General features: G+C 69.0%; 23 protein-coding genes. 9 read left to right on the top strand and 14 right to left on the bottom strand.

Annotated elements, in window-relative coordinates:
* Nucleotides 1–3: 3 nt before the first annotated feature.
* Nucleotides 4–1467, top strand: coding sequence for a PepSY domain-containing protein (locus AC0IZS_RS27470; RefSeq protein ID WP_471638582.1), 1464 nt, complete (start codon nt 4–6; stop codon nt 1465–1467).
* A 16-nt stretch (nt 1468–1483) separates the two neighbouring features.
* On the opposite strand, the gene AC0IZS_RS27475 is transcribed toward AC0IZS_RS27470, so the two are convergent.
* Nucleotides 1484–1903, bottom strand: coding sequence for a hypothetical protein (locus AC0IZS_RS27475; RefSeq protein ID WP_471638583.1), 420 nt, complete (start codon nt 1901–1903; stop codon nt 1484–1486).
* A gap of 53 nt (nt 1904–1956) precedes the next feature.
* Complete coding sequence (locus AC0IZS_RS27480; RefSeq protein WP_471638584.1) at nt 1957–2442, bottom strand: hypothetical protein; 486 nt, start codon at nt 2440–2442, stop codon at nt 1957–1959.
* Nucleotides 2443–2665: 223 nt separating this feature from the next.
* Between AC0IZS_RS27480 and AC0IZS_RS27485 the strand changes: the two genes are divergently transcribed.
* Nucleotides 2666–3019 carry a DOPA 4,5-dioxygenase family protein gene (locus AC0IZS_RS27485; protein ID WP_471639582.1) on the top strand — a complete coding sequence of 118 codons (354 nt, stop codon included), beginning with the start codon at nt 2666–2668 and terminating at the stop codon, nt 3017–3019.
* Between the two features lie 82 nt (nt 3020–3101).
* Here AC0IZS_RS27485 and AC0IZS_RS27490 read toward each other — a convergent pair whose 3' ends face one another.
* Together AC0IZS_RS27490 and AC0IZS_RS27495 are read right to left on the bottom strand one after the other, a co-directional pair.
* The gene (locus AC0IZS_RS27490; protein WP_322592172.1) at nt 3102–4280 is read right to left on the bottom strand and encodes an acetyl-CoA C-acetyltransferase; all 1179 of its coding nucleotides are present in this window, start codon (nt 4278–4280) and stop codon (nt 3102–3104) included.
* Nucleotides 4281–4378: 98 nt separating this feature from the next.
* The gene (locus AC0IZS_RS27495) at nt 4379–6082 is read right to left on the bottom strand and encodes a PHA/PHB synthase family protein (RefSeq protein WP_471638585.1); all 1704 of its coding nucleotides are present in this window, start codon (nt 6080–6082) and stop codon (nt 4379–4381) included.
* A 123-nt stretch (nt 6083–6205) separates the two neighbouring features.
* On the opposite strand from AC0IZS_RS27495, the gene AC0IZS_RS27500 reads away from it, so the two are divergent.
* Nucleotides 6206–6532 (top strand): hypothetical protein, encoded by a 327-nt coding sequence (locus tag AC0IZS_RS27500; RefSeq protein ID WP_322592170.1) that lies wholly within the window; start codon nt 6206–6208, stop codon nt 6530–6532.
* Here the strand turns inward: AC0IZS_RS27500 and pgeF are convergent.
* Together pgeF and AC0IZS_RS27510 are read right to left on the bottom strand one after the other, a co-directional pair.
* Nucleotides 6452–7255: a peptidoglycan editing factor PgeF gene (pgeF, locus tag AC0IZS_RS27505; RefSeq protein WP_471638586.1), complete on the bottom strand. Its 804-nt coding sequence runs from the start codon at nt 7253–7255 to the stop codon at nt 6452–6454. The two genes, AC0IZS_RS27500 and pgeF, sit on opposite strands and share 81 nt — an antisense overlap.
* Before the next feature lie 9 nt (nt 7256–7264).
* A complete protein-coding gene (locus AC0IZS_RS27510) occupies nt 7265–7720 on the bottom strand; it encodes a MarR family winged helix-turn-helix transcriptional regulator (RefSeq protein ID WP_057203224.1) in 456 nt (151 codons plus the stop codon).
* A gap of 137 nt (nt 7721–7857) precedes the next feature.
* Between AC0IZS_RS27510 and AC0IZS_RS27515 the strand changes: the two genes are divergently transcribed.
* The 4 genes from AC0IZS_RS27515 (at nt 7858) to AC0IZS_RS27530 (ending at nt 10690) form a co-directional block, all read left to right on the top strand.
* The gene (locus AC0IZS_RS27515; protein WP_471638587.1) at nt 7858–8553 is read left to right on the top strand and encodes a fumarylacetoacetate hydrolase family protein; all 696 of its coding nucleotides are present in this window, start codon (nt 7858–7860) and stop codon (nt 8551–8553) included.
* Nucleotides 8554–8700: 147 nt separating this feature from the next.
* A complete protein-coding gene (locus AC0IZS_RS27520) occupies nt 8701–9468 on the top strand; it encodes an MlaA family lipoprotein (protein WP_471638588.1) in 768 nt (255 codons plus the stop codon).
* A gap of 110 nt (nt 9469–9578) precedes the next feature.
* The gene (locus AC0IZS_RS27525; RefSeq protein WP_471638589.1) at nt 9579–10271 is read left to right on the top strand and encodes a phosphatase PAP2 family protein; all 693 of its coding nucleotides are present in this window, start codon (nt 9579–9581) and stop codon (nt 10269–10271) included.
* Nucleotides 10272–10288: 17 nt separating this feature from the next.
* A complete protein-coding gene (locus tag AC0IZS_RS27530) occupies nt 10289–10690 on the top strand; it encodes a hypothetical protein (RefSeq protein ID WP_471638590.1) in 402 nt (133 codons plus the stop codon).
* On the opposite strand, the gene AC0IZS_RS27535 is transcribed toward AC0IZS_RS27530, so the two are convergent.
* From AC0IZS_RS27535 to AC0IZS_RS27545, 3 genes are read right to left on the bottom strand one after another with little or no spacing between them, the layout of a single operon-like run.
* Complete coding sequence (locus tag AC0IZS_RS27535) at nt 10675–12066, bottom strand: sensor histidine kinase (protein WP_471638591.1); 1392 nt, start codon at nt 12064–12066, stop codon at nt 10675–10677. The genes AC0IZS_RS27530 and AC0IZS_RS27535 overlap by 16 nt on opposite strands.
* Nucleotides 12035–12721: a response regulator transcription factor gene (locus tag AC0IZS_RS27540; protein WP_471638592.1), complete on the bottom strand. Its 687-nt coding sequence runs from the start codon at nt 12719–12721 to the stop codon at nt 12035–12037. The genes AC0IZS_RS27535 and AC0IZS_RS27540 overlap by 32 nt, the downstream gene beginning before the upstream one ends.
* On the bottom strand, nt 12718–13548 hold the full coding sequence (locus AC0IZS_RS27545) for a MipA/OmpV family protein (protein WP_471638593.1): 831 nt from the start codon (nt 13546–13548) through the stop codon (nt 12718–12720). Before AC0IZS_RS27545 ends, AC0IZS_RS27540 begins: the two co-directional genes overlap by 4 nt.
* A 194-nt stretch (nt 13549–13742) precedes the next feature.
* Between AC0IZS_RS27545 and AC0IZS_RS27550 the strand changes: the two genes are divergently transcribed.
* Both AC0IZS_RS27550 and AC0IZS_RS27555 read left to right on the top strand, forming a co-directional pair.
* Complete coding sequence (locus AC0IZS_RS27550) at nt 13743–14300, top strand: NUDIX hydrolase (RefSeq protein ID WP_322592157.1); 558 nt, start codon at nt 13743–13745, stop codon at nt 14298–14300.
* A gap of 17 nt (nt 14301–14317) precedes the next feature.
* Nucleotides 14318–14515 carry a DUF1737 domain-containing protein gene (locus AC0IZS_RS27555; RefSeq protein ID WP_471638594.1) on the top strand — a complete coding sequence of 66 codons (198 nt, stop codon included), beginning with the start codon at nt 14318–14320 and terminating at the stop codon, nt 14513–14515.
* Between the two features lie 6 nt (nt 14516–14521).
* Here the strand turns inward: AC0IZS_RS27555 and AC0IZS_RS27560 are convergent, their stop codons facing one another.
* The 5 genes from AC0IZS_RS27560 to smc are packed head-to-tail and all read right to left on the bottom strand — an operon-like array spanning nt 14522 to nt 24260.
* Complete coding sequence (locus tag AC0IZS_RS27560; protein ID WP_471638595.1) at nt 14522–16921, bottom strand: penicillin-binding protein 1A; 2400 nt, start codon at nt 16919–16921, stop codon at nt 14522–14524.
* The gene (ligA, locus tag AC0IZS_RS27565; RefSeq protein WP_471638596.1) at nt 16921–19029 is read right to left on the bottom strand and encodes an NAD-dependent DNA ligase LigA; all 2109 of its coding nucleotides are present in this window, start codon (nt 19027–19029) and stop codon (nt 16921–16923) included. Before ligA ends, AC0IZS_RS27560 begins: the two co-directional genes overlap by 1 nt.
* On the bottom strand, nt 19013–19558 hold the full coding sequence (locus tag AC0IZS_RS27570; RefSeq protein WP_471638597.1) for a hypothetical protein: 546 nt from the start codon (nt 19556–19558) through the stop codon (nt 19013–19015). Before AC0IZS_RS27570 ends, ligA begins: the two co-directional genes overlap by 17 nt.
* Nucleotides 19559–19562: 4 nt before the next feature.
* Nucleotides 19563–20675 (bottom strand): cell division protein FtsZ, encoded by a 1113-nt coding sequence (locus AC0IZS_RS27575; RefSeq protein ID WP_471638598.1) that lies wholly within the window; start codon nt 20673–20675, stop codon nt 19563–19565.
* A gap of 60 nt (nt 20676–20735) precedes the next feature.
* A complete protein-coding gene (smc, locus tag AC0IZS_RS27580; RefSeq protein WP_471638599.1) occupies nt 20736–24260 on the bottom strand; it encodes a chromosome segregation protein SMC in 3525 nt (1174 codons plus the stop codon).
* Between the last annotated feature and the right edge of the window lie 246 nt (nt 24261–24506).

Here is a 24506-nt window from a genome sequence, read left to right on the forward strand (position 1 = left end):
AGCGTGAGCCCCGCGCTGCACGCCCTGTGGCGCCCGCTGCGGCGGGCGCTGTACTTCACCCACCGCTGGCTGGGCATTGCCGGCTGCATCCTGTTCGTGCTGTGGTTCGTGTCGGGGCTGGTGATGCTGCATGTGCGCTTTCCGGCGCTCACGCCGCAGGAGCGGATTGATGGTCTCTCGCCCCTGGAATTGGCGCAGGTGCAAGTGGCACCGGCTGAGGCCCTGGCCAAGATCGGGGTGAACGCTCCCCGCAAGCTGGTGCTGGAGCAGAGCCTGGATGTGCCGGTCTGGCGCGCCATCGACGCCAAGGGCAACCACCATGTGGTGTCTGCATCGGCCACGCAGCAGGGCGCAATCACGCCCGAGCGCGCCGAGGCCATCGCGCGCGGCTTCGCCCGCTCAGCAACGACCCGCTACCTGGAAACAGGTGTCGACGACCAGTGGACCCTGCCCAACGCCAACAGCTTCGACAAGGCGCGGCCGCTGCACCGCGTCGCCATCGATGACGAAGCCGGCACCGAACTCTACGTGTCGCAAAAGACCGGCGAAGTGGTGCGCGACACCAGCGCCTTCGAGCGCCGCTGGACACTGTTCGGTACGCTGCTGCACTACTACACCTATGCGCCCATCCGCCGGCATGCAGACTTCTGGCGGCAACTAGTGCTCTGGACCTCGGGCCTGGCGATGGTGTCGGCCGGCACCGGGCTCATCGTGGGCGTGCTGCGCGTGCGCCTGCGCCGCCGCTACCGCGGCGACTCGCCCACGCCCTACCGCGGCTTTCTGGCCTGGCACCACGTGCTGGGCCTCATCGGCGGCATCGCCATCCTGACCTGGGTGTTCAGCGGCTGGTTCTCGATGGGTCCCAACCGCTGGCTGTCGCACAGTACGCCGGGCAACGCGGCGGCGAAGTTCGGACAGGCCGGGCCGGAGTTCACGCACGGGCTGCCAAGCCTGCGCACGCTGGCCAGCGGCCCATCGCCCGCCAAGGCGGTAGAGGCCGCCTGGTATGCCGGCCGCCCGGTGTGGGTGGTGTTGGACGCCGCCGGCGCGCGCCGCAGCGTGGATGCAGCCACCGGCCTGGCCGTGGCGGTCCTGTCCGAGGACCTGGCGAGGGCCACTGCGGCGAGCTACCCAGGCATCGCCGCAGACACCCCGGCGCTGCTGACCGAGCCCGACCGCTACTGGTATGCGCGCCATGTGCCGCCTGTGCTGCCGGTGTGGCGCATCGTGCTGCACGACGACGCGGCCACCTGGCTGCATGTGGACGCTGCCACAGGGCAGTTGCTGTCCACCAGCACTTCGGACAGCCGGCTGCGCCGTTGGCTCTTCAACGGGCTGCACAGCCTGGATTTTCCGCTGTTCCTCAAGACGCCAGCGTGGTACCTGGCGATCTGGGTGCTGTCGCTCGCGGGCCTGGCCGTGTCGGTCACGGGGGTGGTGATCGGCTGGCGCCGGCTGGCGAAATGACCGGCCTTGGAGGGGACTACTCGCGCAGGAAGTCGCGCATGCGTGAATGCTGCTCCAGCAGCGCATCGAAGCAGGCGAAATACAGCGCCGGCGCGCCCTCGATGGACAGCAGCTCCTCGCGTCGGAGCCGCCGGCCCAGGTACGACACGGGCAATGCAATGGGCGATGCTTCAGGGTCCTCGATGCGTGCGCCCTCGGCATCGCCATGCAGGGTGACCAACCAGTCCTGCGGGTCGTCCGCCGGCCCGCGCGTGGTGATGGACAGCCAGATGCAGGGCTCCCCTCCCGGCCCGTGCATCAGCAGCACGCGGAAATAGCCGCCACCCTGCGCAAAGTGGACCACGCCGTCGTACTGCTCGCGCAGGGCGGCGCAGCCGCAGGGGCATGGAATCACCGCCTGCGCGGTCTCCTGTATGCGGATGCTTGCCTGTGCCATGCGATGGGTCCTCTTGCTCCCGGGCGGCGGCCTGCCTGCCGCGCGACCGAGGCTCAGCGCGCCTTGGCCTGCATGCCCTGGCTGATCCCCACTTCGCGCGCCACATAGGCGTACTGGCGGCTGTGGATGTCGGCCACGGCCCAGGCGCTGGCCTTCACCTGCCTGGCGGCTGTGCATTTGGAGACCCGAGGGTCCGGGCCGGAACTCGCTGTCACGGCCTGCATGAGTGTGGACACATGCGGCTGCTTGGACTTCTCAAGCTCCCAGTAGCCCTCGGAGCTGTAGGCCTTGCGCAGCATCTCGGCCTGCTGCTCCTGCGACCAGCCGCGCGTGGCCCCACTGGCCTTGAGCTGGGATTCCAGGCGCGCCCGGTTGCGCAGCGGCCCATCGCCCACGGTCTTGAGCGCAGCATCGATCTCGGCCTGCGCGGCGGTATACCGGGCACCCACGCGGCATTCATCGGTCGGGCTCGCCTGTGCGGCCCATGCCAGGGTGGATCCCAGCAGCAACAGCGATGCGGTGAATCGGGTCAATGCCATGGTGTCGATGCCCCTGTGCAGGAAGGGGCCGCGCGGGAGCGGCCGAATCGACCAATGTAGCGCGCACTCCACTGCGTGCCAAGGGCTGCGGGCCGCAGGAACTGTGCGGCGCCCCTGGATGATGCGCAAACCCGACACTGCCGCCAGCGCCCTGGGCCGTGGGGGCTTGGGCAGGCCAGCCCTGCACGGCGGCCGACCAGGCCGTAACATGCCGCCCATGCCCATGCCCCTGCTCGACCCCGTCCTGATCCGCGACTGGCACGCCCATGTCTACTTCGACGCCGAGAGCCGCGACGCGGCCTGGGCACTGCGCGAGACCATCGCGCGCGAACTGGCGGGCCGGGTGGAGATCGGCCGCTTCCACGAGCGCCCCGTGGGGCCCCACCCGATGTGGAGCTACCAGCTCGCCTTCGGCCCGGCCGACTTCCCCCACGTGGTGGGCTGGCTGGCGCTCAACCACGGCACGCTGGACGTGTTCGCCCACCCCAACACCGGTGACGGCCTGCGCGACCACCGCGATTGCGCACTCTGGCTGGGGCACTCGCACACACTGAACCTGGCGGGCTTTACCGGCTGAGCGAGCCCGGGCCATGAAAAAAGCCCACCGGGTGGTGGGCTTTGGCGGGCTGCAGCGCCGCAGGGTGCTGCGCCGGGGAGGATCAGCGTTCCAAGGCCAGGGACACGCCCATGCCGCCGCCAATGCACAGCGCGGCCACGCCCTTCTTGGCGTCGCGGCGCTGCATTTCGTGCAGCAGGGTCACCAGGATGCGGCAGCCCGATGCACCGATGGGGTGGCCGATGGCGATGGCGCCACCGTTGACGTTGACCTTGGCCGGATCGATCTCCAGCTCCTTGTTCACGGCGCAGGCCTGGGCAGCGAAAGCTTCGTTGAGCTCGAACAGGTCCACGTCGGCGGCGTTCCAGCCGGCGCGCTGCAGGGCCTTGCGTGTGGCCGACACCGGGCCCATGCCCATGGTGGCGGGGTCCAGGCCGGTGGTGCCGAAGGAGGCGATGCGCGCCAGGGGCTTGAGGCCCAGGGCGGCGGCCTTCTTGGCGCTCATGACCACCACGGCGGCGGCGCCGTCGTTCAGGCCCGAGGCATTGCCTGCCGTCACGCTGCCGGCCTTGTCGAAGGCGGGGCGCAGGCCGGCCAGGGCCTCGGCGTTGGTCTTGCGGTTGAGGTACTCGTCGGTGTTGAAGAAGATCGGATCGCCCTTCTTCTGCGCCAGGGCCACATCCACGATCTCGTAGGCGAACTTGCCGGCGTCCTGCGCGGCGGCGGCCTTGAGCTGGCTGTTCAGGGCCAGGGCGTCCTGCTGCTCGCGGGTGATGCCGTACTGCTTGGCCACGTTCTCGGCCGTGATGCCCATGTGGTACTGGTTGTACACGTCCCACAGGCCGTCCACGATCATGGTGTCCACGAGCTTCCAGTCGCCCATGCGCTGGCCGTCGCGCGAACCGGGCAGCACATGGGGTGCCAGGCTCATGCTTTCCTGGCCGCCGGCCACCACGATCTCGCTGTCGCCCCAGGCCACGGCCTGGGCCGCCAGCATCACGGCCTTGAGGCCGGAGCCGCAGACGGCGTTGATGGTGAGCGCCGGCGTCTCCTGCGCCACACCGGCCTTCATCGAGGCCTGGCGCGCGGGGTTCTGGCCCACGCCGGCCGCCAGCACCTGGCCCATGATGACTTCACCCACCTGGCCGGCAGCAAGCCCTGCGCGCGTGAGGGCTTCGCGGATCACGATCGAGCCCAACTCGGTCGCCGGCACCTTTGCCAGTGCGCCGCCAAACTTGCCCACCGCGGTGCGGGTGGCCGAAACGATGACGATGTCTTCCATGGAATGTCCTTCTTTCTGGGGGTGGATACGGGCCCATCGGCGGAACAACAGGCCCTGTGCTTTCGGATCTTGCGGTGAATTCTCTCAGGTCTGCGGGCTCAGGCTTTTTGCTTCACATAGCGGCCGGGGGCCGGCTCGATGGCCTTGAATTTGGGGGCCTTGCCATAGCCCTTGGGCGCGGCGATCTGCTTGCCGGCATGGCCCTTGAGCCAGCCGGACCAGTCGGTCCACCAGCTGCCGGGGTGCTCGGTGGCGCCGCCCAGCCACCCATCGAGCGTGGCGGGGAACTTGCCGTCGGCGCGGATCCAGTGGCTGCGCTTGCCCTTGGCGGGCGGGTTGATGACGCCCGCGATGTGGCCCGAGGCCCCCATCACGAAGCGCTTCTTGCCGGGCAGCACCTGGGTCGAGGCATAGGCCGCCGTGGCGGGCACGATGTGGTCCTCGCGCGAGCCGTAGATGTAGGTGGGCAGCGTGAGCTGGCCCAGGTCCATCTTCTCGCCGCAGACGGTGAGCTTGCCGGGCTTGACGAGGTTGTTCTCGAGGTAAAAATTGCGCAGGTACCAGGCGTAGAACGGCCCGGGCAGGTTGGTGCTGTCGCTGTTCCAGTAGAGCAGGTCGAACGGCGGCGGCGTTTCGCCCTTGAGGTAGTTGCCCACCACGTAGTTCCACACCAGGTCGTTGGGGCGCAGAAAGCTGAAGGTCGAGGCTAGATCCTGGCCCTTCATCATGCCGCCACTGCCCATCTCCATCTCGCGGTACTTGACGAAGGCCTCGTCGATGAAAACGTCGAGGATGCCGGTGTCGCTGAAGTCGATCAGCGTGGTCAGGAAGGTGGCGCTGGCCACAGGCTCGTCGCCGCGCGCGGCCAGCACGGCCAGCGCATTGCTGAGGATGGTGCCGCCTACGCAGAAGCCCAGGGCGTTGATCTGCTCGGCGCCGGTGATGTTCTGCACCACGTCGATGGCCGCCATGGCGCCGTCTTCGACGTAGTTGTCCCAGGTCTTCCTGGCCAGGGCGTCGTCGGGGTTGCGCCAGCTCACCACGAAGGTGCGGTGGCCCTCGCTCACCGCATAGCGGATCAGCGAGTTCTCGGGCTGCAGGTCGAGGATGTAGAACTTGTTGATGCACGGCGGCACCAGCAGGAAGGGGCGCTCGTAGACCTTGGCGGTCAGCGGCTTGTACTCGAGCAGCTGGAACAGCTCGTTCTCGAACACCACGGCGCCTTCGGTGGTGGCCACATTGCGGCCCACCTCGAACAGGCTCTCGTCGGTCATCGAGACATGGCCCTGCTTCAGGTCGTGCAGCAGGTTCTGCATGCCCTTGGCAATGCTTTCGCCCTTGGTTTCGATGGCTTTCTTCTGCGCCTCGGCGTTGAAGGCCAGGAAGTTGCTGGGCGCCATGGCCGCCATCCACTGCTCCACGCCGAAGCGGATGCGCGCGCGGGTCTTTTCGTCGGCCTCGACCGCGTCGGCCAGGCCCATCAGGGTGCGGGCGTTGAGCAGGTAGGCGGCGGCCGAGAAGGCAGCCACGGGGTTGGCGGCCCAGCCTTCGCCGGCAAAGCGCTTGTCCTTGACTTCGGGCGTGCCCTGCAGGCCCTGGGCCCACAAGGCCTTGGCCTCCTCCAGGTACTGCTGCTGCAGGGCCTGCAGCTTGGCAGGCGACAATTGCACAGGCGCGGGGGTGGCTGCACCTGGCGTGCCCAGGTCCATTTTCTGGAAGGATTGGACGGCCTGTGCCCAACCTTGACCGAAAATCTGCTGGAACTGCTGGGCGCTTTGGTCCCAGATTGATTCTGAACTCATCCCGTCTCCTATCCCTGTCATGGTGTTCCGGCATCTCGGTGACCTGATTGTTGCCCACCCCGCAAGGGCTGGCAACCCGCAATCCTGTGAAGAGCTGTCAACAACTCAGATCGCGCAAAGACAATGTACCTGATCGTCATCGCCTGGCTCTACGTCACCCTCATGATGGCCGTCGCCGAAGCCACCAATACCACTGGCACGGTGCTCGGTGCCATCGTCACCTTCGTGCTGTACGGGCTGCTGCCCATGGGCATCGTGGTCTACATCATGGGCACGCCCTCGCGCAAACGGGCCATCAAGCAGCGCGAGCAGGCAGAGCAGGCTGCCTGGGATGCCGAGCAGGCGGCATTGCGGGCCGCGCAGACTGAATCAGCCGCGCCAGATGCAGGCGGCGAAGCGCCCGCTGCCGCCGAGAACAGCGGTGTCGCGCCGGTGCGAAAAGAACCGTGAGGCATTGCGCACCGTGCACCACGGTGCCGTGCCATCGTTGCCGTAGACCGCAGTGAGCCCCAGGGCCGCCAGGCGCAGCCGCGCCAGGCCCGCCAGATCGGCCAGGAACTTGCCGCCGGGTTGCGGCGCGAAGCAGCCTTCGGCGGCAGGATCATGGCCGCAGAATGCCGCGCGCACCTCGGCGCCCACCTCAAAGGCCGTGGGCCCGATGCAGGGCCCGAGCCAGGCGATCACCCCATTCGCAGGCACGCCCTCGCCCGCCAGTCGCTGCACCGTGGATTCGAGCACGCCCTGCCCTTGCTCCCCCGCCAGACCGCGCCAACCGGCATGGGCAGCGGCCACCACGCTGCCCGCGCGGTCGGTGAACAGCACGGGCAGGCAGTCGGCCACCATGATGGTGCAGACGGCGCCGGGCGCCGTGGCCAGGCAGGCATCGGCCGCCGTGGCATCGGACGTGGTGCGGTCGATCACGGCGACATCGGTGCCATGCACCTGGTTCAGGAAGACGGCCCGGGCGCCCGGCGTGGCAGCCTGCAGCACGGACTGCAGCACCTGGCGGTTGGCCCGCACGGCCACCAAATCGTCGCCCACGTGGGTGCCCAGGTTCAGTTGGTCATACGGGGCGGCGCTCACGCCGCCAGCGCGTGTGGTGCACAAGGCATGCACGCCGGGCGGCGCAGGCCAATCGGGTACCAGCCAGTCGGCCGGCAGGGAAGCATCCATGGGGAGCAATCAGGCGCCGGAAGTGCCTGCGGGGTCCTGGTGCTGGTAGACGACCTTGGTCAGCAGGGTCATCAGGACGGCGCGCTCCTCAGCATTGAGGGGGCCCATCAGGCGCTCCTGCACGCGCTGCGCGGCGTCGCGCATCTGCAGCGCAGCGGTCTCGCCCTCGGGGGTGATCCACAGCAGCTTGCGGCGCCGGTCGCGGGTATCGGCCTCGCGGCGCACCCAGCCGCGTTTTTCGAGCCGGCCGATGACCGAGCCCGAGGTGGCGGCATCGAAGGCCACACGCGACGCCAGGGTCACCTGGTCCTCGCCCGGCTGGGCCAGCAGCTCGTGCAGGATGGCAAACTGCACCGGGGTCACGTCGAACCCGGCCGTCTCTTCCATGAAAAGCGCCACGGTCCGCTGGTGCGCGCGGCGCACCAGGTGGCCCGGCGTGTTTTGGAAATCGAAGCTCTTTGCCATGGGCGCGAGTGTAGCGCCCCGCCCCCCTGCAACCGCGGCGCGGGCGTGGCACACTGGCAACAGGCTCGCCTTGCGCGGCACCGCCCCATGGGGCGCACATGCAGGCGCAGACTCCCCAACACCCTTGAAAGGCAGACATGAGTTATGTGTTTTCCCCCGCGCCCGTGGCCAGCGTGCCCGTGGTGGGCAGCAGCGACCGCTTTCCCGTGCACCGCATCTACTGCGTGGGCCGCAACTACGAAGAGCATGCCAAGGAAATGGGCTTCACCGGCCGCGAGCCGCCCTTCTTCTTCATGAAGCCGGCCGACGCCATCGTCGTCGTCGATGCCGGCCAGACCGGCGAGTTGCCCTACCCCAGCCTCACCGCCAACCTGCACCACGAGATCGAGCTGGTGGTGGCCATCGGCAAGGGCGGCAAGGACATCAAGGCCGCCGACGCGTTCTCGCACATCTACGGCTACGCCACGGGCCTGGACATGACGCGCCGCGACCTGCAGAACGACATGAAGAAGCAGGGCCGCCCCTGGTGCATCGGCAAGGGCTTCGACGCCAGCGCCCCCATCGGCCCGATCACACCCGCGGCCCAGGCCGGCGACGTGGCCCAGGCCGGCATCTGGCTGCAGGTCAATGGCACCGACAAGCAGCGCAGCACCGTGGCCCAACTGATCTGGAACATCGCCGAGACCATCGAGCACCTGTCGGCCGCCTGGGAGCTGCAGCCCGGCGACCTGATCTACACGGGCACGCCCGAAGGCGTGGGCGCCGTGGTGCGCGGCGATACGCTCGAGGGCGGTGTGGACGGCCTCACCGGACTGAAGCTCAAGGTGGTGTGAGCACCCTCCGGCCAGCCGCAATGGCTGGCCGAACGAAAGATCGCGCGCCGCTAAGTGTCCAGTAAGAGAGGCGAAATTAGGATCGCGTCCCGTGGCAGCCGATGGGCCCGCCACGGAACTTCCGATCCACGCCTCCTGGAGCACGCGATGCCGCACCTGTTGTCCCGCCCCCTGCCGTCGAGCCGCACGTTGCTCGCCCTGCTTGCGCTGACCACCGCAGCCCTCTCGACGGGGTGCGCGAGCACGGCGCACAGCCAGGACCCGATCGAACCCGTCAACCGCGCGGTCTTTTCCCTCAACGACGGCCTGGACCGGGCCGTCTTCCAGCCCACCGCCACGGCCTACCAGAAGGTGGTGCCGCCCGTGGTGCAGACGGGGGTGTCGAACTTCTTTTCCAACCTGCAGACCCCGTGGTCGTCGGCCAACCTGCTGCTGCAGGGCCGGGCGCGCGAGGGCGCTTCCACCATCGCGCGCTTCGGCATCAATACCACCGTCGGGGTGCTGGGCGTGGTCGACGTGGCCACCGGCTGGGGCATGCCGCAGCGCTCCGAAGACTTCGGCCTCACGCTGGACACCTGGGGCGTAGGCACGGGGCCGTATGTGGTGCTGCCGATCCTCGGCCCCTCCAATGCGCGCGACGCGCTCTCGCTGCCCGTCAACAGCCTGGGCAGCCTGCAGGCCAGCGATGTCGCCGTGCGCAACAGCTTGACCGCCCTGAAGATGGTGAGCAAGCGCGCCGATCTGCTGGAGATGACGCGCCTGCTCGACCAGGCTGCGCTGGACAAATACGCCATGGCGCGTGACACCCACCTCAAGCGGCGCAACCGCTCGGCCCCACCGACCGGCACGCAGGCTGAGACGCAAGGCGCGATCCCTGCCGAAGGCCCGGCAGAAGGCGAACGCCCAACGCACTGACGCGGCATGGATCGCCGGTCGCAGCCTATTGGCGGCACACCGGCAACCCAACCCCCATCCCCTCCCTCGGAACCCCGGAGCGCCATTGCCGCACCGGGCCCGGCCGCCGCATGCCCACCCATCTGCCCCCATCCACCATGGCGCCCATCCGCAGCCTCCCGACCGCCAGTGCAGCGATCGCCTTCCTGCTGGCCATACGGATCGATGCACCCCTGGTGCGCCTGGTCCACGCCCACAGCACGCCCGCGCTGGACCAGGCCTTCGATGCCCTGAGCCAGTTGGCCAGCGCCGAGCTGGCGGTTGCTGCGGGCCTGGGGCTGTACCTGCATGGGCACCTGTCCCTGGCCCGCAGGCGGGTACCGCCGGCCAGCGCTGAACGCAGGGTTCGAAGCGCCGTGCTGCTGCTGCTCACACTGCTGAGCGGCGCTACCCTCACCTGGCTGCTCAAGCACCTGGCGGCACGTGCGCGCCCGCAGTTGCTGATCGACCACGGGTTCAATGGCTTCGGCCTGCCCTTCGCGGGCCACCCTTTCAACTCGTTTCCCTCCAGCCATGCGTTCACGGCGTTTGCCGCCGCAGCCGTGCTGGCAAAGGTCCGTCCCGCCTGGCGGTGGCCCGCGCTGGCGCTCGCCCTGGCCGCCGCAGCGTGCCGGGTGCTCACGCTGGAGCACTACCCCTCGGACGTGCTGTTCTCCGCGCTGATCGGCTATGGCTGCGCGCAGTTCTGGGCGGCCCGCACCCTGGACCCGTACGCCGCCTGGCCGCTGCACCGGCCCTGGGCCGGCAGCACCAGCCACGCCTGACAAGAAAGGAATTCGCCATGTCATCCGCCCTTCTGGAACCCCCGCGTCTGAAAATCCCCGCCCAGGTGCTGGCCCGCGGGCTGGCCGCCGCCGCGCTGCACGGGCTGGCCATGGCGGCCCTGCTGCAGGCCGGTGTACACCCCTGGCTGGCCAGCGGCCTGGGCTTTGCCGGCGGGCTGGCCGCCAACTATGGAATGCAGCGGGGCTACCTGCTGCGCTACGGCGAGCCGCCGGGCCGCGCGCTCAGCCGCTACATCGCCGACACCAGCGTGCTCTGGGGGCTGCACCTGTTCCTCTTCGGCTTGCTGACCGGCGTTGCCGGCGCTCCGGTGTTCACCGCCCAGGTGGCCAGCAGCGCGGCGGCGGGTGGCCTGGGCCTGTGCTTCCTCGCGCGGCCTCGCCGCTATGGACCCGTTTGATCAATCGCCAGGCGCAGCCGCAGCCCCGGCCCGGCCGGCCCGGCCGTGAGCAACCAGCCATGCGCGAGCGCAATCTCCTGGCAGATGGCCAGGCCCAGCCCCGCGCCCAGGTCGCGCCGGTGCGCGCCACGCCAAAAGCGCTCGAACAGCCGGGGCAACTGCTCAGCCGGCACGCCGGGGCCCCGGTCGCGCACCGCGATGGCCTGGCCGGAGATCTCCACGTCCACCGTGCTGCCCGCGGGCGCATGCTCGATGGCGTTCTCCAGCAGGTTCTTGAGCAGGGTGAACAGAGCCCCGTGGTCGGCTGTCCAGCGCACGTCGGTGCCGGCGGTGCTGGACACGGCCACGCGCACACCGGCCGCCTCGGCCCTGCGCTGCAGGTAGGCCACGGCCTCGTGCGCGACCTGCTGCACCTGGGTCACGCCGAACTGGTAGTTGTGCAACTCACTGGCTTCAGCCAGGAGCAGCAGTTGCTGCACCTGGCGCGACATGTAGGCTACGTCGCCCAGCAGCGCATCGCGGCTGCCGCCCTCGCCGGGCTCCAGTTCGATCTGCGCGCGGATCAGCGCCAGCGGGGTCTTGAGTTCGTGCGCGGCATTGGCCAGAAACTCCTGCTGCACGCGGTAGCCCTGCTCCACGCGCTCGAGCACGCGGTTGAAGCTCTCCACCAGCGGCCCGACCTCCGCCGGCACGGCCTCGGTGTTCAGGCGCGCGTGCAGGGAGCGCGGCGAGATCGCCGCCGCCGACTCCGACACCATGCGCAGCGGCCTCAAGGTGTAGCGCAGCGTGATGAAGGCACAGAGCCCGAAGACGGCCAGCAGCACCAGGCTGAACAACAGGATGCCCGCAGCCACCAGCGGCAGGGCCACGCGGTGCAGCAGGGTCATGAAGCGGTTGCTGGCCGCCATCTGGAAGTACCAGGTCATACCGCCCCGCTCCAGGCGCTCGGTCATGCCGTGCATGACGACGCCTTCGCGCTCGAATTCGAAGGCGCCGGGCGCCAACCGGTCCACGCCACCCCCTTGGGGCCAGAACTGCGCACCGGCAGGCGACAGCAAGGCCACCTTGCCCGCTCCGTCCAGAACGCGGTAGGCCGTCTCGCGCCCCAGGCTGTCGAACACCCAGGCCAGGTTGCCGACGTCATTGTCGTCGTCGTCCATCTCCAGGCCCACAGGCCGCCCCCCGCCGTCGAACAGGACCCGGCCCGCCATCTCCTCTGCCGCATCGGCCAGGTCCAGGCGCGCCAGCAGGGTGCCCTGCAGCAACGCCACAGCCGCTGCCACGAGCAGCGCAATGCTCAGCACCATGCCCGCCAGGTAGGCGAGCATGAGCTTGGTGCCCAGGCTATTGAGCCGGATCATCTTCGCGAAGCGCATACCCGAGCCCCCGTACATTGACAACGCGCTGCGCCGAGCCGATGGCCAGAAGCTTGCGGCGAATGCGGTGCAGCGCCACGTCCAGTGCATTCGGCGTCACGGCCTCGCCCACGCCCCAGCCAGCCGCCTCCAGCGCGCTGCGGCGCACGGTGTCGCCGTGGCGGCGCACCAGCAGCACCATCATCTGCATCTCGGCCGGGGCCAGGGTCACGGACTCGTCGGCGCAGCCCATTGTGCCCTCGGCGGGGCGCAGGTACAGGTCGCCGGCCTGCGGGTCCAGCGTGCGGTGCTGCACCGGGCGGCGCAGCAGGGCGCGCACGCGGGCCACCATCTCGTCCATGGCAAAAGGCTTGGGCAGGTAGTCGTCGGCGCCGGCCTCCAGGCCTTCCACCCGGTCGCGCAGCGCGTCGCGCGCGGTGAGCACCAGGCAGGGCACGCCCAGGCCGGCCTTGCGCATGCGCTGCAGCAGCGCCAGGCCATCGCCATCGGGCAAGCCCCGGTCGAGCACCATCGCCTGGTAGGGCACCTGCGCCAGGGCCGTCCAGGCCGCGTCGCCGCGGCCCACCACGTCCACGGCCACGCCGCTGGCGGCCAGGCCCTTGCTGATCAGGCCGGCCAGGCGCTCATGGTCTTCCACCAGAAGGATGCGGTTCATCGAAAACGGTACATATAGCCCAGGAAGACATTGCTCTCGCTGGAACGGTCGACAAGCGGACTGTTCTTGATGCCCGCGTGCAGGCGCGTCACGCCCACGTCCACGAACACCGAGTGCTGGCGATCAAGCAGGTACATGCCGCGCAGCGCGAGCTCGGTGTTCACGCCCGATTCTCCCTGGTAGGCCGCGCGCCCCGCCCGGGCCTCACCAGCACGCACGCCATGGTAATAGTCCACGGTCTTGCGGTCCTGCCAGGTGGCCACCAGGCGCGGGCTCAGCATGAACTGCGGGCCCAGGCGAAAGGAGCGCTCGACCCCCAGGCTGAACTGCTGGCCCTTGCTGTGGCCCGAGGCATCGGCCGTCCAGCGCGCGGACAGGTTGGCCAGGTCATTTTCCCACTTCACCTGGCCGCCGGCCCACAAGCCGCCCTTGCGCTCCTCCATGCCGGCCAGGAACGGGGAATCCTCGGCCTCGTAGCCCGACCCATCGTACTTGCCGATGAGCCCGAAGGAGAGGCGCTGCGTGTCGCTGATGCGCAGGCCGGGTAGCTTGACCTCCAGGCCCGGCCCGAAGACCTTGACGTACTGGTTCTCGAACTGGAGCAGCGGCAACGCCTTGGTGTCCCGGTCCATGCCCCGGTAGGCCTGCTGCTTGCTCGCCACACCCAGGCCCAGGCCCCACGACGGGCCTTCGGGCTCCCCCGGCTGTCCCTGGGCCTGGGCCTGGAGCGGCCAGGCCAGCGCGGCGGTAACCAGGGCGGCCACAAGGCCTGCCGGTAAAACGGCCCCTGCCTGGCAACGGGAGGCAAAGGTGGGGGATGCGTGCATGAACGGTTCCTTGGTGGAAATGAGAAGGCCGCCATGCTTGCCCAGGCCGTCTTACCCAAGGCTTACCGGACGGCACCGGGGTGGCCGGTGCCCCTGGCGCTCCATCCCCGGTCATCCGCCGAGGACGCTACACTCTTATTTTCATAGCTGAGGATGGCCGCCGGGGCCGCCTGCTCCACGACCGATCCCACCGCATGACGACCACCTTCCGCAGCCCGATCCGACACTGCCGCGCCTGCGGCACCGCCGTGGTGTACCGCCTGCCCGACGATGGCGACACCAAGTTGCGCGCCGTGTGCCCGGCCTGCCACACGGTGCATTACGAGAACCCGCTCAACGTGGTCGGCACGGTGCCTGTGCTGGCCGATGGGCGGGTGCTGCTGTGCAAGCGCAACATCGAGCCGCGCTGGGGCAAGTGGACGCTGCCTGCGGGCTTCATGGAACTCGACGAGACCACCGCGCAGGGTGCTGCGCGCGAGACCGACGAAGAGGCCGGCGCACAGATCGAGATGGGTCCGCTGTTCAGCCTGCTCAACGTGCGCCGCGTCGGCCAGGTGCACTTGTTCTACCGCGCCACGCTGCTCAGCGAGGTGTTCGACCCCGGCCACGAGACCATCGAAGCACGCCTGTTCACCGAGGCCGAAATTCCGTGGGAAGAGATCGCCTTCCGCACGGTCAAGGAAACGCTGGAGTGCTATTTCGCCGACCGCAAGGCCGGGGCCTTCGGCCTGCACTGCATCGACATCGAGTGACCCCTGAGAGGTCTGCCATGACCACCAGCACACCACCCGACAACCTGCCCACCTACCGCCTGCTGACCGGCCCCGATGACGGGGCGTTTTGCAAGCGCGTGAGCGAAGCCCTGGCACTGGGCTACGAGCTCTACGGCTCGCCGGCCGCCACCTTCAACGGCGAACGCGTGATCGTGGCGCAGGCCATCCTCTGGCCCAAGGCCAAACCACGATAAGCCCACTCAAGGCGGCACCTCGGCACCGGGCACCTGACCTCCGGGGGGCGGCACGCCGACCGGCGGGGGCATGGCAGGCGACAGCGGTGGCAGCACCATCTGCTCGGCCGGCGGCGCAGGTCCGCGCTGCGGCGATGCATCGGGCAGGGGCTGCAGGTCGGGCTCGCGTATCACCGGCGGCAGGGTGCCGGGCGGCAGCGGCGGCGGGTAGCCGCCAGGCTGACTGGGCTGACCGGGCGCATCGCGGCCGAACAGGTCCATCACCCAGTTGCGCATGCCGGCCATGGCGTTGCCCACGGCGCTGGGGTCTTGCTCGTCGATGAAGCGGTCCTTGCCGTCCAGCACCTGCGAGCGGAAGGCCTGCTGCACGAAATCGCCCACCATGGGCAGTGCGCTGTGCGCGCCCTGCCCCCAGTAGTCGCTGCGCAGGGTCACGCGGCCGTCGTTGAAGCCCACCCAGGCACCGGCGACCACGCGCGGGTGCATGAGGATGAACCAGCCATCGGTGTTGTCCTGCGTGGTGCCGGTCTTGCCCGCCACGTCGCCCTGGATGCCATAGCGCGTGCGGATGGCACGGCCCGTGCCCTTGTCGATCACGCCGCGCATGGTGGCGCGCAGCGTCTGCGCCACGCCCACGGGCAGCACCTTCTCGGCCGCGGGCGGAGTGAAGGTCTGCAGCACCTTGCCATGGCGGTCCTCGATGCGCGTGATGAGCACTGGCGACACGTAGCGCCCGGCATTGGCGATGGTGCCGTAGGCCGAGACCATCTCGCGCAAGGTGACCGGGCTGGTGCCCAGCGCCAGCGAAGGCACGAGTTCGAGCTTGCTCTCACGCACGCCCATGGCGCGGGCCAGCTCGGCCACGTGGGCCGGGCCGACCTTGTGCATGAGCTGCGCGGTGATGGTGTTCTTGGACAGGGCCAGGCCGTCGGCCAGCGTCATGGGTTCGTCGCTGGGCGGGCCGCCGTCGGTGGGGCGCCAGACCTGCCCGCCGCCCAGGGGGATTTCCACGGCCTCGTCCATCAGCGTGTCGCTGGGCAGCGCGCCCTGCTCGAAGGCCGCGCCATAGACGAAGGGCTTGAAGGTGGAGCCCGGCTGGCGCCGAGCCTGCTGCACGTGGTCGAACGGGTCCTGGCCGAAATCGCGGCTGCCGACCCAGGCCAGCACATGGCCGGTGACCGGGTCCATGGCCATGAATCCGGCCTGCACGCGGGTCTTGTTCTGGCGCAGGGTGCGCATGAAGGCGGTGTCGGCCACCAGGGTCTTGAGCGCCTCGTCGGGCGTGGCGCCCTGCTCCAGCGCCGTGCGGTAATCGGGCGTGTCGCGCACGAAGTCCTGCACCAGGTCGGACTGCGGATTCCACGCGCTGCGCTGGGCCCAGGCGGTGTCGGCAATGCCCTGCAGCTGCTTGCCCTGGCGCGCGACGGCCTGGTTGGCGAAGGCCTGCAGGCGCGAGTCGATGGTGGTGTGTACCAGCAGGCCATCGGCGTGCAGGCTGTAGCCGTTGGCGTCGGCCCAGGCGATCAGGGTCTTGCGCAGTTGCTGGGCAAAGTGCGGAGCCAGGCCCGTGGCCTCGCTCTGGCGCTCGAAATCGACGCGCAGGGGGCGTTTTTGCAGGGTGTCGAACTGGGCCTTGTCGAGCTTGTCGCGCTTGACCATCTGCGCCAGCACGGTGTTGCGCCGCGCCTGGGCGCGCTCGGGGTTCATCACCGGGTTGTAGTAGGCCGTGCCCTTGAGCATGCCGATCAGCGTGGCGCTCTCCAGCAGGTTGAGTTTGTCGGCCGACTTGTCGAAGTAGGTGCGCGCCGCCATCTCGATGCCGTAGGCGTTGTACAGAAACGGCACGGTGTTGAGGTAGGTCTCCAGGATCTCGTCCTTGGAGTAGGACATCTCGATCTTGATCGCAGTGATGGCCTCCTTGAGCTTGCGCGTCAGGGTGCGCGAGCGCCCGATCTCCTCGGGGAACAGGTTGCGCGCCAGCTGCTGGGTGATGGTCGATCCGCCCTGCGGATCACCGCGCAGCGTGTGTACCACCGACGAGGCGGTGCGCCGCCAGTCCATGCCCCAGTGCTCGTAGAAGCGGTGGTCTTCGGTGGCGATGAGGGCATTGACCACGTGCGGCGCCACGCGGTTGAGGGCCACCCACTCGCGGTTCGCCCAGCGGTATTCGGACAGCACCTTGCCGTCGGCCGAGATCAGCTGCGCGGGCCGCTCGGTCTTGGCCTTGGTGATGTCGCTGATGGACGGCGTGAACGGAATCAGCGCCACGGTGTAGAGCACCAGGGCCGCCGGCAGGGCCAGGATGGCCAGCAGCCATTTGCGGCGCGAAGAGCCCTTTGCATAGGCCGCCACGCGACGCAGGCCGGCGGCCAGGCGCGCGCCCAGGTTGGCGAGAAGGGGCGGCATCACGCTGCAGGCCCGCCGGCCAGCAGCGCCAGCATGCCTGCCTCGTCGAGCACGGGCACGCCCAGCTCCTCGGCCTTGGCGAGCTTGCTACCGGCCTCTTCGCCGGCCACCACGTAGCTGGTCTTCTTGCTTACCGAGCCCGAGACCTTGGCACCGGCGGCTTCGAGCATGTCCTTGGCGGCATCGCGGCTCAGGGTGGGCAAGGTGCCGGTGAGCACGATGGTCTTGCCGGCCAGCACCTGGGCACCCTTTTCTGCCGGCGCGCCTTCGGGCCAGCTCACGCCGCAGGCACGCAGTTGCTCGATCACTTCACGGTTGTGCGGCTGCTGGAAGAAGGTGTGGAAACTCTGCGCCACGATGGGCCCCACGTCGGGCACTTCGAGCAGTTGCTCCACGGTGGCGGCGGTCTCGGCCGTGGCGCCGATCATGGCGTCCAGCGTGCCGAAGTGCTTGGCCAGGTCCCGGGCGGTGGATTCGCCCACGTGGCGGATACCGAGGCCGAACAGAAAGCGTGCCAGCGTGGTCTGCTTGGATTTTTCGAGCGCAGCCAGCACGTTCTGCGCCGATTTCTCGGCCATGCGCTCCAGCGCCACCAGGGAGGTGAGCCCCAGGCGGTACAGGTCGGGCAGCGTGCGGATCACGTTGGCCTCGACCAATTGGTCCACCAGCTTGTCGCCCAGGCCTTCGATGTCCATGGCGCGGCGTGCGGCAAAGTGCAGGATGGCCTCCTTGCGCTGGGCGGCGCAGAACAGGCCGCCGGTGCAGCGGTGGTTGGCCTCGCCGGGTTCACGCACCACGTCGCTGCCGCACACGGGGCACTGGCGCGGCATGCGGAAATTGGGCACATAGGCCGGGCGCTGGCCGGGCATGACGCCCACCACCTCGGGGATCACGTCGCCCGCGCGGCGCACGATCACCGTGTCACCCACGCGCACCTGCTTCTTGCGGATCTCGAACAGGTTGTGCAGCGTGGCATTGGTCACCGTGACCCCGCCGACGAACACCGGCGCCAGGCGCGCCACGGGGGTCAGCTTGCCGGTGCGGCCGACCTGGATGTCGATGCCCTCCACGCGCGTGGCCATCTCCTGCGCGGGGTACTTGTGGGCCACGGCCCAGCGCGGCTCGCGCGTCTTGAAGCCCAGGTCGCGCTGCAGGTCCAGGCGGTTGACCTTGTAGACCACGCCGTCGATGTCATAGGGCAACTGGTCGCGCGAGGCGCCCACCTGCTGGTGGAAGGCCACGAGTTCGGCCGCGCCCTTGGCGATCTGCACCTGCGCCGCCACCGGGAAGCCCCACTCCTTGAGCGTCTGCAGCATCTCGTAGTGTGTGGTGAAGGCCCGGCCTCCCTCGTTCACGGCCGAGGTGGCGCCCAGGCCGTAGGCAAAGAAGCTCAGCGGCCGCTGCGCGGAGATGCCCGAATCGAGCTGGCGCACCGCACCCGCAGCGGCATTGCGCGGGTTCACGAAGGTCTTGCCGCCCTGCTCGCGCTGGCGCTCGTTGAGGGCGTCGAAGTCGGCGCGGCGCATGTAGACCTCGCCGCGCACTTCGAGCAGCGGCGGCACGCCGGCCGGCAGGATCAAAGGGATCTGGCGGATGCGGCGGATGTTGTGCGTCACGTCCTCGCCCACCTCGCCATCGCCGCGCGTGGCCGCCTGCACCAGGCGGCCGCCTTCGTAGCGCAGGCTCATGGCCAGGCCGTCGAACTTGGGCTCGGCCACGTATTCGATGGCCGGGTCGGACTCGGCCAGGCCCAGCTCGCGGCGCACGCGCGCGTCAAAGGCCTGGGCGCCCGTGGCCTCGGTATCGGTCTCGGTGTGGATGCTGAGCATGGGCACGGCATGGCGCACCGGTGCCAGGCCGTCCGCCACGCCGCCGATCACGCGCTGCGTGGGCGAATCGGGGGTGATGAGGTCGGGATACGCCTCTTCCAGCGCCTGCAGTTCGCGGAACACCCGGTCGTACTCGGCATCGGGCACCGTGGGCTCGTCGAGCACGTAGTACTGGTGGGCCCAGCGGTTGAGCTGGTCGCGCAAGGCTTGAATCTGGGAGGCTGGCAACACGTTGGAATCCTGCGCTGGGGCAGAGAAAAGATCAAGATTGTCGGTCATGGCCAGACGGACCCAGGGCTGCAGAAGGCTCCGTCAGGACCAACCGCACCTTGGGAGGCATTTGCTGGCGCAGGAACTCCAGCACCCGCTCGTCGTGAACCCCGTAGGCGGTGGTGAAGCGCGTGGCCTCGCCATGGCGCCGCTCGAAGACGAAGACACGCCGGAAAGCATCGCCCTGCAGGGTCAGTGCCTTGATCTCCTGCAGCACCACCTCCACCTGCCGGGGCACGAGGCGCGACGGCAGCGAGAAGAAGGCCACGCCATCGCGTACCCGCACGAGCGGGCGGCCAAGTGGGCCGAATGCCCGCCGGTCCTGCCACTGGCGCCAGGCCAGAAAGGCGGCCAGCGCCAGGTACACGGCGCCCATCAGATACCACTGCCCGAAGGCGATCACCCCGATGCCGGCGGCCACGAGCACGCCGGCCTTGGCCACGCCCAGTGCCAGTTGCCCCTGGCGGTACAGCCCCTGGTCGCGCTCGACCAGCGGGGGAAAGAAAAGTGTACGCCAGCCCAAACCGTTCGATCCCATGGGTTCAGCTGAACAGGCGCCGCGCCAGCACCGATCCGGCCGACAGCTCGCGCCCGTCGAGTTGGTCGTACAGCAGCTCCAGGTCGGCCGCGATCGGGTCCATGGCCATGGCGGGCAGGGAGTGGCCGTTCTGGTCGCAGAGCACGCCGTCCATGGCCTCGCACAGCGCAGCGGCCACTTCGCGAAGGCGCGTGAACGGCTGCTCGCTGCGGTGTACCTGAGAGACATCCAGGCTCAGCGTCACGTCGCGGATCGCGGACTGGTCCGGGTCATCGGCCAGCGCCGCCTGCGTGTCGTAGCCCAGCGTGAGCAGCGGCGGCAGGCCCGGGTTGCCCGTGGGCAGCACCAGGCGGCCCGGCATGGCGCCGGACACGAAGCCCAGGCGCGCGGCATTCTGGTGGATGTAGCCAGGGCTCCAGGCGGCCTGGCGCGCGCGCAGCATGAAAGCCAGTTGCGCATCGTGGTCGCTGGCGAACTGGTCGAGCTCGCGGGCACGGGCCACTTCCTGCAGCATGTCGGGGAAATCGGGGGCGGCGTTCACCGCATCGGCAAAGTCCTGGGCCTTCATGACGAATTCCGAGAACTCGATCTCGTTGAGCGCGCCCATGCGGTTGGCCAGTTGCACTCCGGCCTGGAAGCTCTGGTAGCGCTGGCCAGGCGATGGCGTCTCCCATTGCTGGGTGGCTTCGTTGTAGCCTTCAATGGAAAAAGGCTTGCTGCCTGCGCGGCGGGTGGGTGGCATGGCGGCCAGCGCGGCATCGCCCGAGACGATGATTTCGGGCTGCAAGGTGGCGATCACGTCGATCAGCGGATCAAGCCCCGGACGGCGCTCCAGCGACATCGGCGGCACCGGCATCTGCAGCGAGTCGAGCACGTCCACCGTGTGTACCGAAGGGTCGGGTCCGCGGTCCAGGCTGTCCAGCTCCGCCGCCGTGAGCTGGGCGGCACTGGCGTCGAAGCCGGGCTCCTGGCGCAGTGCCGGGTCGGCGCCGTGCTCGGGCTCCTCGGGCGAGGCGCGCCGCGGGGCGTTGCGGTGCGACGTCCAGGCGTTGTAGGCCACGATGAGGGCCAGCACCAGGCCGCCGATGATGGCCAGACTCAGTTGCAATGTGCTCATAGATCTCGGTCCCGTCCGTGCCCGGCGGGAAGGCTGCGGAAGCTTGTCTTCGTCATCATGTCATGCATCGGCCATGGACAAGGCGGATTCCATATCGACTGCCACGATGCGCGACACGCCCTGCTCCTGCATGGTCACGCCGATCAGCTGCTCGGCCATTTCCATGGCGATCTTGTTGTGGCTGATGAACAGGAACTGGGTGCCCTTGCTCATGCTGGATACCAGCTTGGCATAGCGCTCGGTGTTGGCGTCGTCCAGCGGCGCGTCCACTTCGTCCAGCAGACAGAACGGCGCAGGGTTGAGCTGGAAGATGGCGAACACCAGTGCAATCGCCGTGAGGGCCTTCTCGCCACCCGACAGCAGGTGGATGGTCTGGTTCTTCTTGCCGGGTGGCTGCGCCATCACCTGCACGCCGGAATCGAGGATTTCGTCGCCGGTGATGATGAGCTTGGCCTGGCCGCCGCCGAACAGCTCGGGGAACATGCGCCCGAAATGGCCGTTCACGATGTCGAAGGTGCCCGACAGCAGCTGGCGGGTTTCGCCGTCGATCTTGCGGATCGCGTCTTCCAGCGTGTTCATGGCTTCGGTCAGGTCGGCCGTCTGCGCGTCGAGGAAAATCTTGCGCTCGCTGGCCAGCTTGAGTTCGTCCAGCGCCGCCAGGTTCACCGCGCCCAGGGCCGCGATCTCGCGGTGCAGGCGGTCGATCTCGCCCTGCAGGCCGGTCACGCGCACGTTGCCGTCGGCAATCGACTGGGCCACGGCCTCCAGGTCGGCCTGGGCATCGGCCAGCAGGGTGGTGTATTGCTCCAGGCCCAGGCGCGCGGCCTGCTCCTTGAGCTGGAATTCGGTGATGCGCGCGCGCAGCGGGTCGAGCGCGCGCTCGAGCTGCATGCGCCGCTCGTCGCTGGCACGCAGCTTGGCGGTCAGGTCGTCGTACTCGCTGCGCTGGGCGCCCAAGGCCTTCTCGCGCTCCATCTTCACTTCCAGCGCGGCCTGCAGGCCCCCCTGGGCGGCCGCGTCGGACAGGCGGGCCAGTTCGTCGCGGGCGCGCTGTTGCTCGTCGGTGAGCGAGGCGGCCTGCTGGTTCGCCGTCTCGATGGAGCGGTTGAGTTCGCCGCGGCGCGCCTCCAGGCTGCGCTGCGAGAAGGTGGCTTCCTGGGCCTGGCGCTCCAGCGTGCGCTGCTGCTCGCGGCAGGCAGCCAGCTTGCGCTCGGCCTCGATCACGCGGTCACCCAGTTGCGCCTCGCGCTCCTGGCTGTCGGCCAGCTGCATATCGAGCTCTTCGAAGCGCGCCTCGGCCGCCACGCGGCGCTCCTGCAGGTCAGCCAGCTGGGCTTCGATTTCGGCGATGTCCGCGCCGATCTGGGCGCTACGCGCACGCGTCTGCTCGGCCAGTTGGGTCAGGCGCAGGGTCTCCACCTGCAGTTCATGGGCCCGGCTTTGGGCCTCGGTGGCCTCGCGGCGCGCACCCACCAGGCGCTGCGACGCGTCAGCGTAGGCGGCCTCGGCACGGACCAGGGCGGTGCGCGACTCCTCGGCGATCAGGGCCTGGGCACGCAGTTCCTTTTCGAGGTGCTCGATCTCCTGCGCACGGGCCAGCATGCCCGACTGCTCGGAATCCTGCGCATAGAAGCTCACGCTGTGGGCGCTGACGGCATGGCCCGATGGCACGAACACCACCTCGCCCGGTAGCAGCGTGCTGCGGCGGTTCAGCGCCTCGTCCAGCGTCGGGGCGGTATAGCAGCCCTGCAGCCAGTCGACCAGCACGGCGCGCAGGCCGGCATCGTTCAGGCGCAGCAGGTCCGACAGGCGCGCATGCGGCGAAGTGGCCTCGGGCGTGCTGGCGGAAGGCATGCTGTAGAACGCCAGGCGCGCGGGGGGTGCATCGGTGCCGCCCGAGCCCAGGAAGCCGCGCACCATGTCCAGGCGCCCGACTTCGAGTGCGGCCAGGCGCTCGCGCAGGGCGGCTTCGAGGGCGTTCTCCCAGCCCGGTTCGATGTGGATGCGGCTCCACAGGCCTTGCAGGCTGTCCAGGCCGTGCTTGGCCAGCCAGGGGCGCAGCTTGCCATCGGTCTTGACCTTTTCCTGCAGGGCCTTCAAGGCTTCCATGCGCGCCGAGAGGTCGGCCTGGCGCGCGCTTTCGCTGTTCACGGCCTGCTGGCGGGCACGGCGGTCGTCGTCCAGTTGCGGCACGGCCTCCTGCAGCTCGGCCAGGCGGGCCTCGGTGGTCTCGGCCAGTTCCTGGGCCTCGTCCAGTTGCTCCTGCAAATTGGCCAGGCGCGCCTCGTCGGGCGCGGCCAGGGCATTGCGGTCGGCGCGCAGGCGCTCGTAGCGGCCGTCGAACTGGCGGCTCTGCTCGTCGATGCTGCGCTGCTCGGCGGCCAGCACGCCGATCTGCTGCTGCACCTGGACCACGCTGGCGCGCTGCTCGCTGGTGCGGCTTTGCGCCTGGCGCAAGGCGTCTTCCAGGTCGGGCAGTTGCATGGCCTGCTCTTCGACCTGGGCGGCCAGCAGTTCGGCGCGCTCCTCGGCGTCCACGCCGGCACCGGCAAGGTTCTCCAGTTCGATGTCGGCCTCTTCCTTGCGGGCGGACCACTGGGCGATCTGCTCGGCCAGGGTCACCAGGCGCTGCTCCACGCGCAGGCGGCCTTCCACCACGTAGCGGATCTCGGCCTCCAGGCGCCCCACTTCGGCCGTGGCCTCGTAGAGCTTGCCCTGGGCCTGGTTGACGTGGTCGCCCGCAGCATAGTGCGCCTGGCGGATGGTTTCGAGGTCGGACTCGACGGCGCGCAGGTCGGCCATGCGCGATTCGAGGTCGTTCACAGCCTGCAGGCCATCCAGGCGCACCTTGGCCTGGTCCGCCTCGGCGTCGGCACGCTTGAGGAACCACTGCTGGTGCTGCTTGAGCGTGGCGTCGGAGTTCAGCGCGTTGTATTTGGCGGCCACCTCGGCCTGCTTTTCGAGCTTTTCGAGGTTGGCGTTGAGCTCGCGCAGGATGTCTTCCACCCGCGTGAGGTTCTCGCGCGTGTCGGACAGGCGGTTTTCCGTCTCGCGGCGGCGCTCCTTGTACTTGGAGACACCGGCGGCCTCTTCGAGGAACAGGCGCAGCTCTTCGGGGCGCGACTCGATGATGCGGCTGATGGTGCCCTGGCCGATGATGGCGTAGGCGCGCGGCCCCAGGCCCGTGCCCAGGAACACGTCCTGCACGTCGCGGCGGCGCACGGGCTGGTTGTTCAGGTAGTAGCTGCTGGTGCCGTCGCGCGTGAGCACGCGGCGCACCGCCACCTCGCCGTACTGGCCCCACTGGCCGCCGGCGCGGTGGTCGGAGTTGTCGAACACCAGTTCCACGCTGGCGCGGCTGGCCTGCTTGCGGGTGGTGGTGCCGCTGAAGATCACGTCCTGCATGGACTCGCCACGCAACTCGCTGGCCTTGCTTTCGCCCAGCACCCAGCGCACCGCATCCATGATGTTGGACTTGCCGCAGCCGTTGGGGCCCACCACGCCGACGAGTTGCCCCGGCAGCATGAAATTGGTGGGCTCAGCGAAGGACTTGAAGCCGGAAAGCTTGATGGAGGTGAGACGCACGTGTCAGGGGCAGACAGGAAATGGGTGGGCGAACGGGCGCCAGGCGGAAAAACCGGCCAAATGCAAGGCGGGATGATACCGCGCCGCCTGCCGGCTCCCACCGCCTGGAGCCCCCTCGCGGCCAATCCCCGTGGATCCATCGGCAATATTTAACAAATATCGCCCTTTCCGCTTGTCTGGCATGCACTCGCAGCTATCAATTTTGCACCCCAACCCGGCACGGTGGGCCGCCCGGGGCGCACCGGC

Source organism: Acidovorax sp. AC410 (assembly GCF_979253235.1).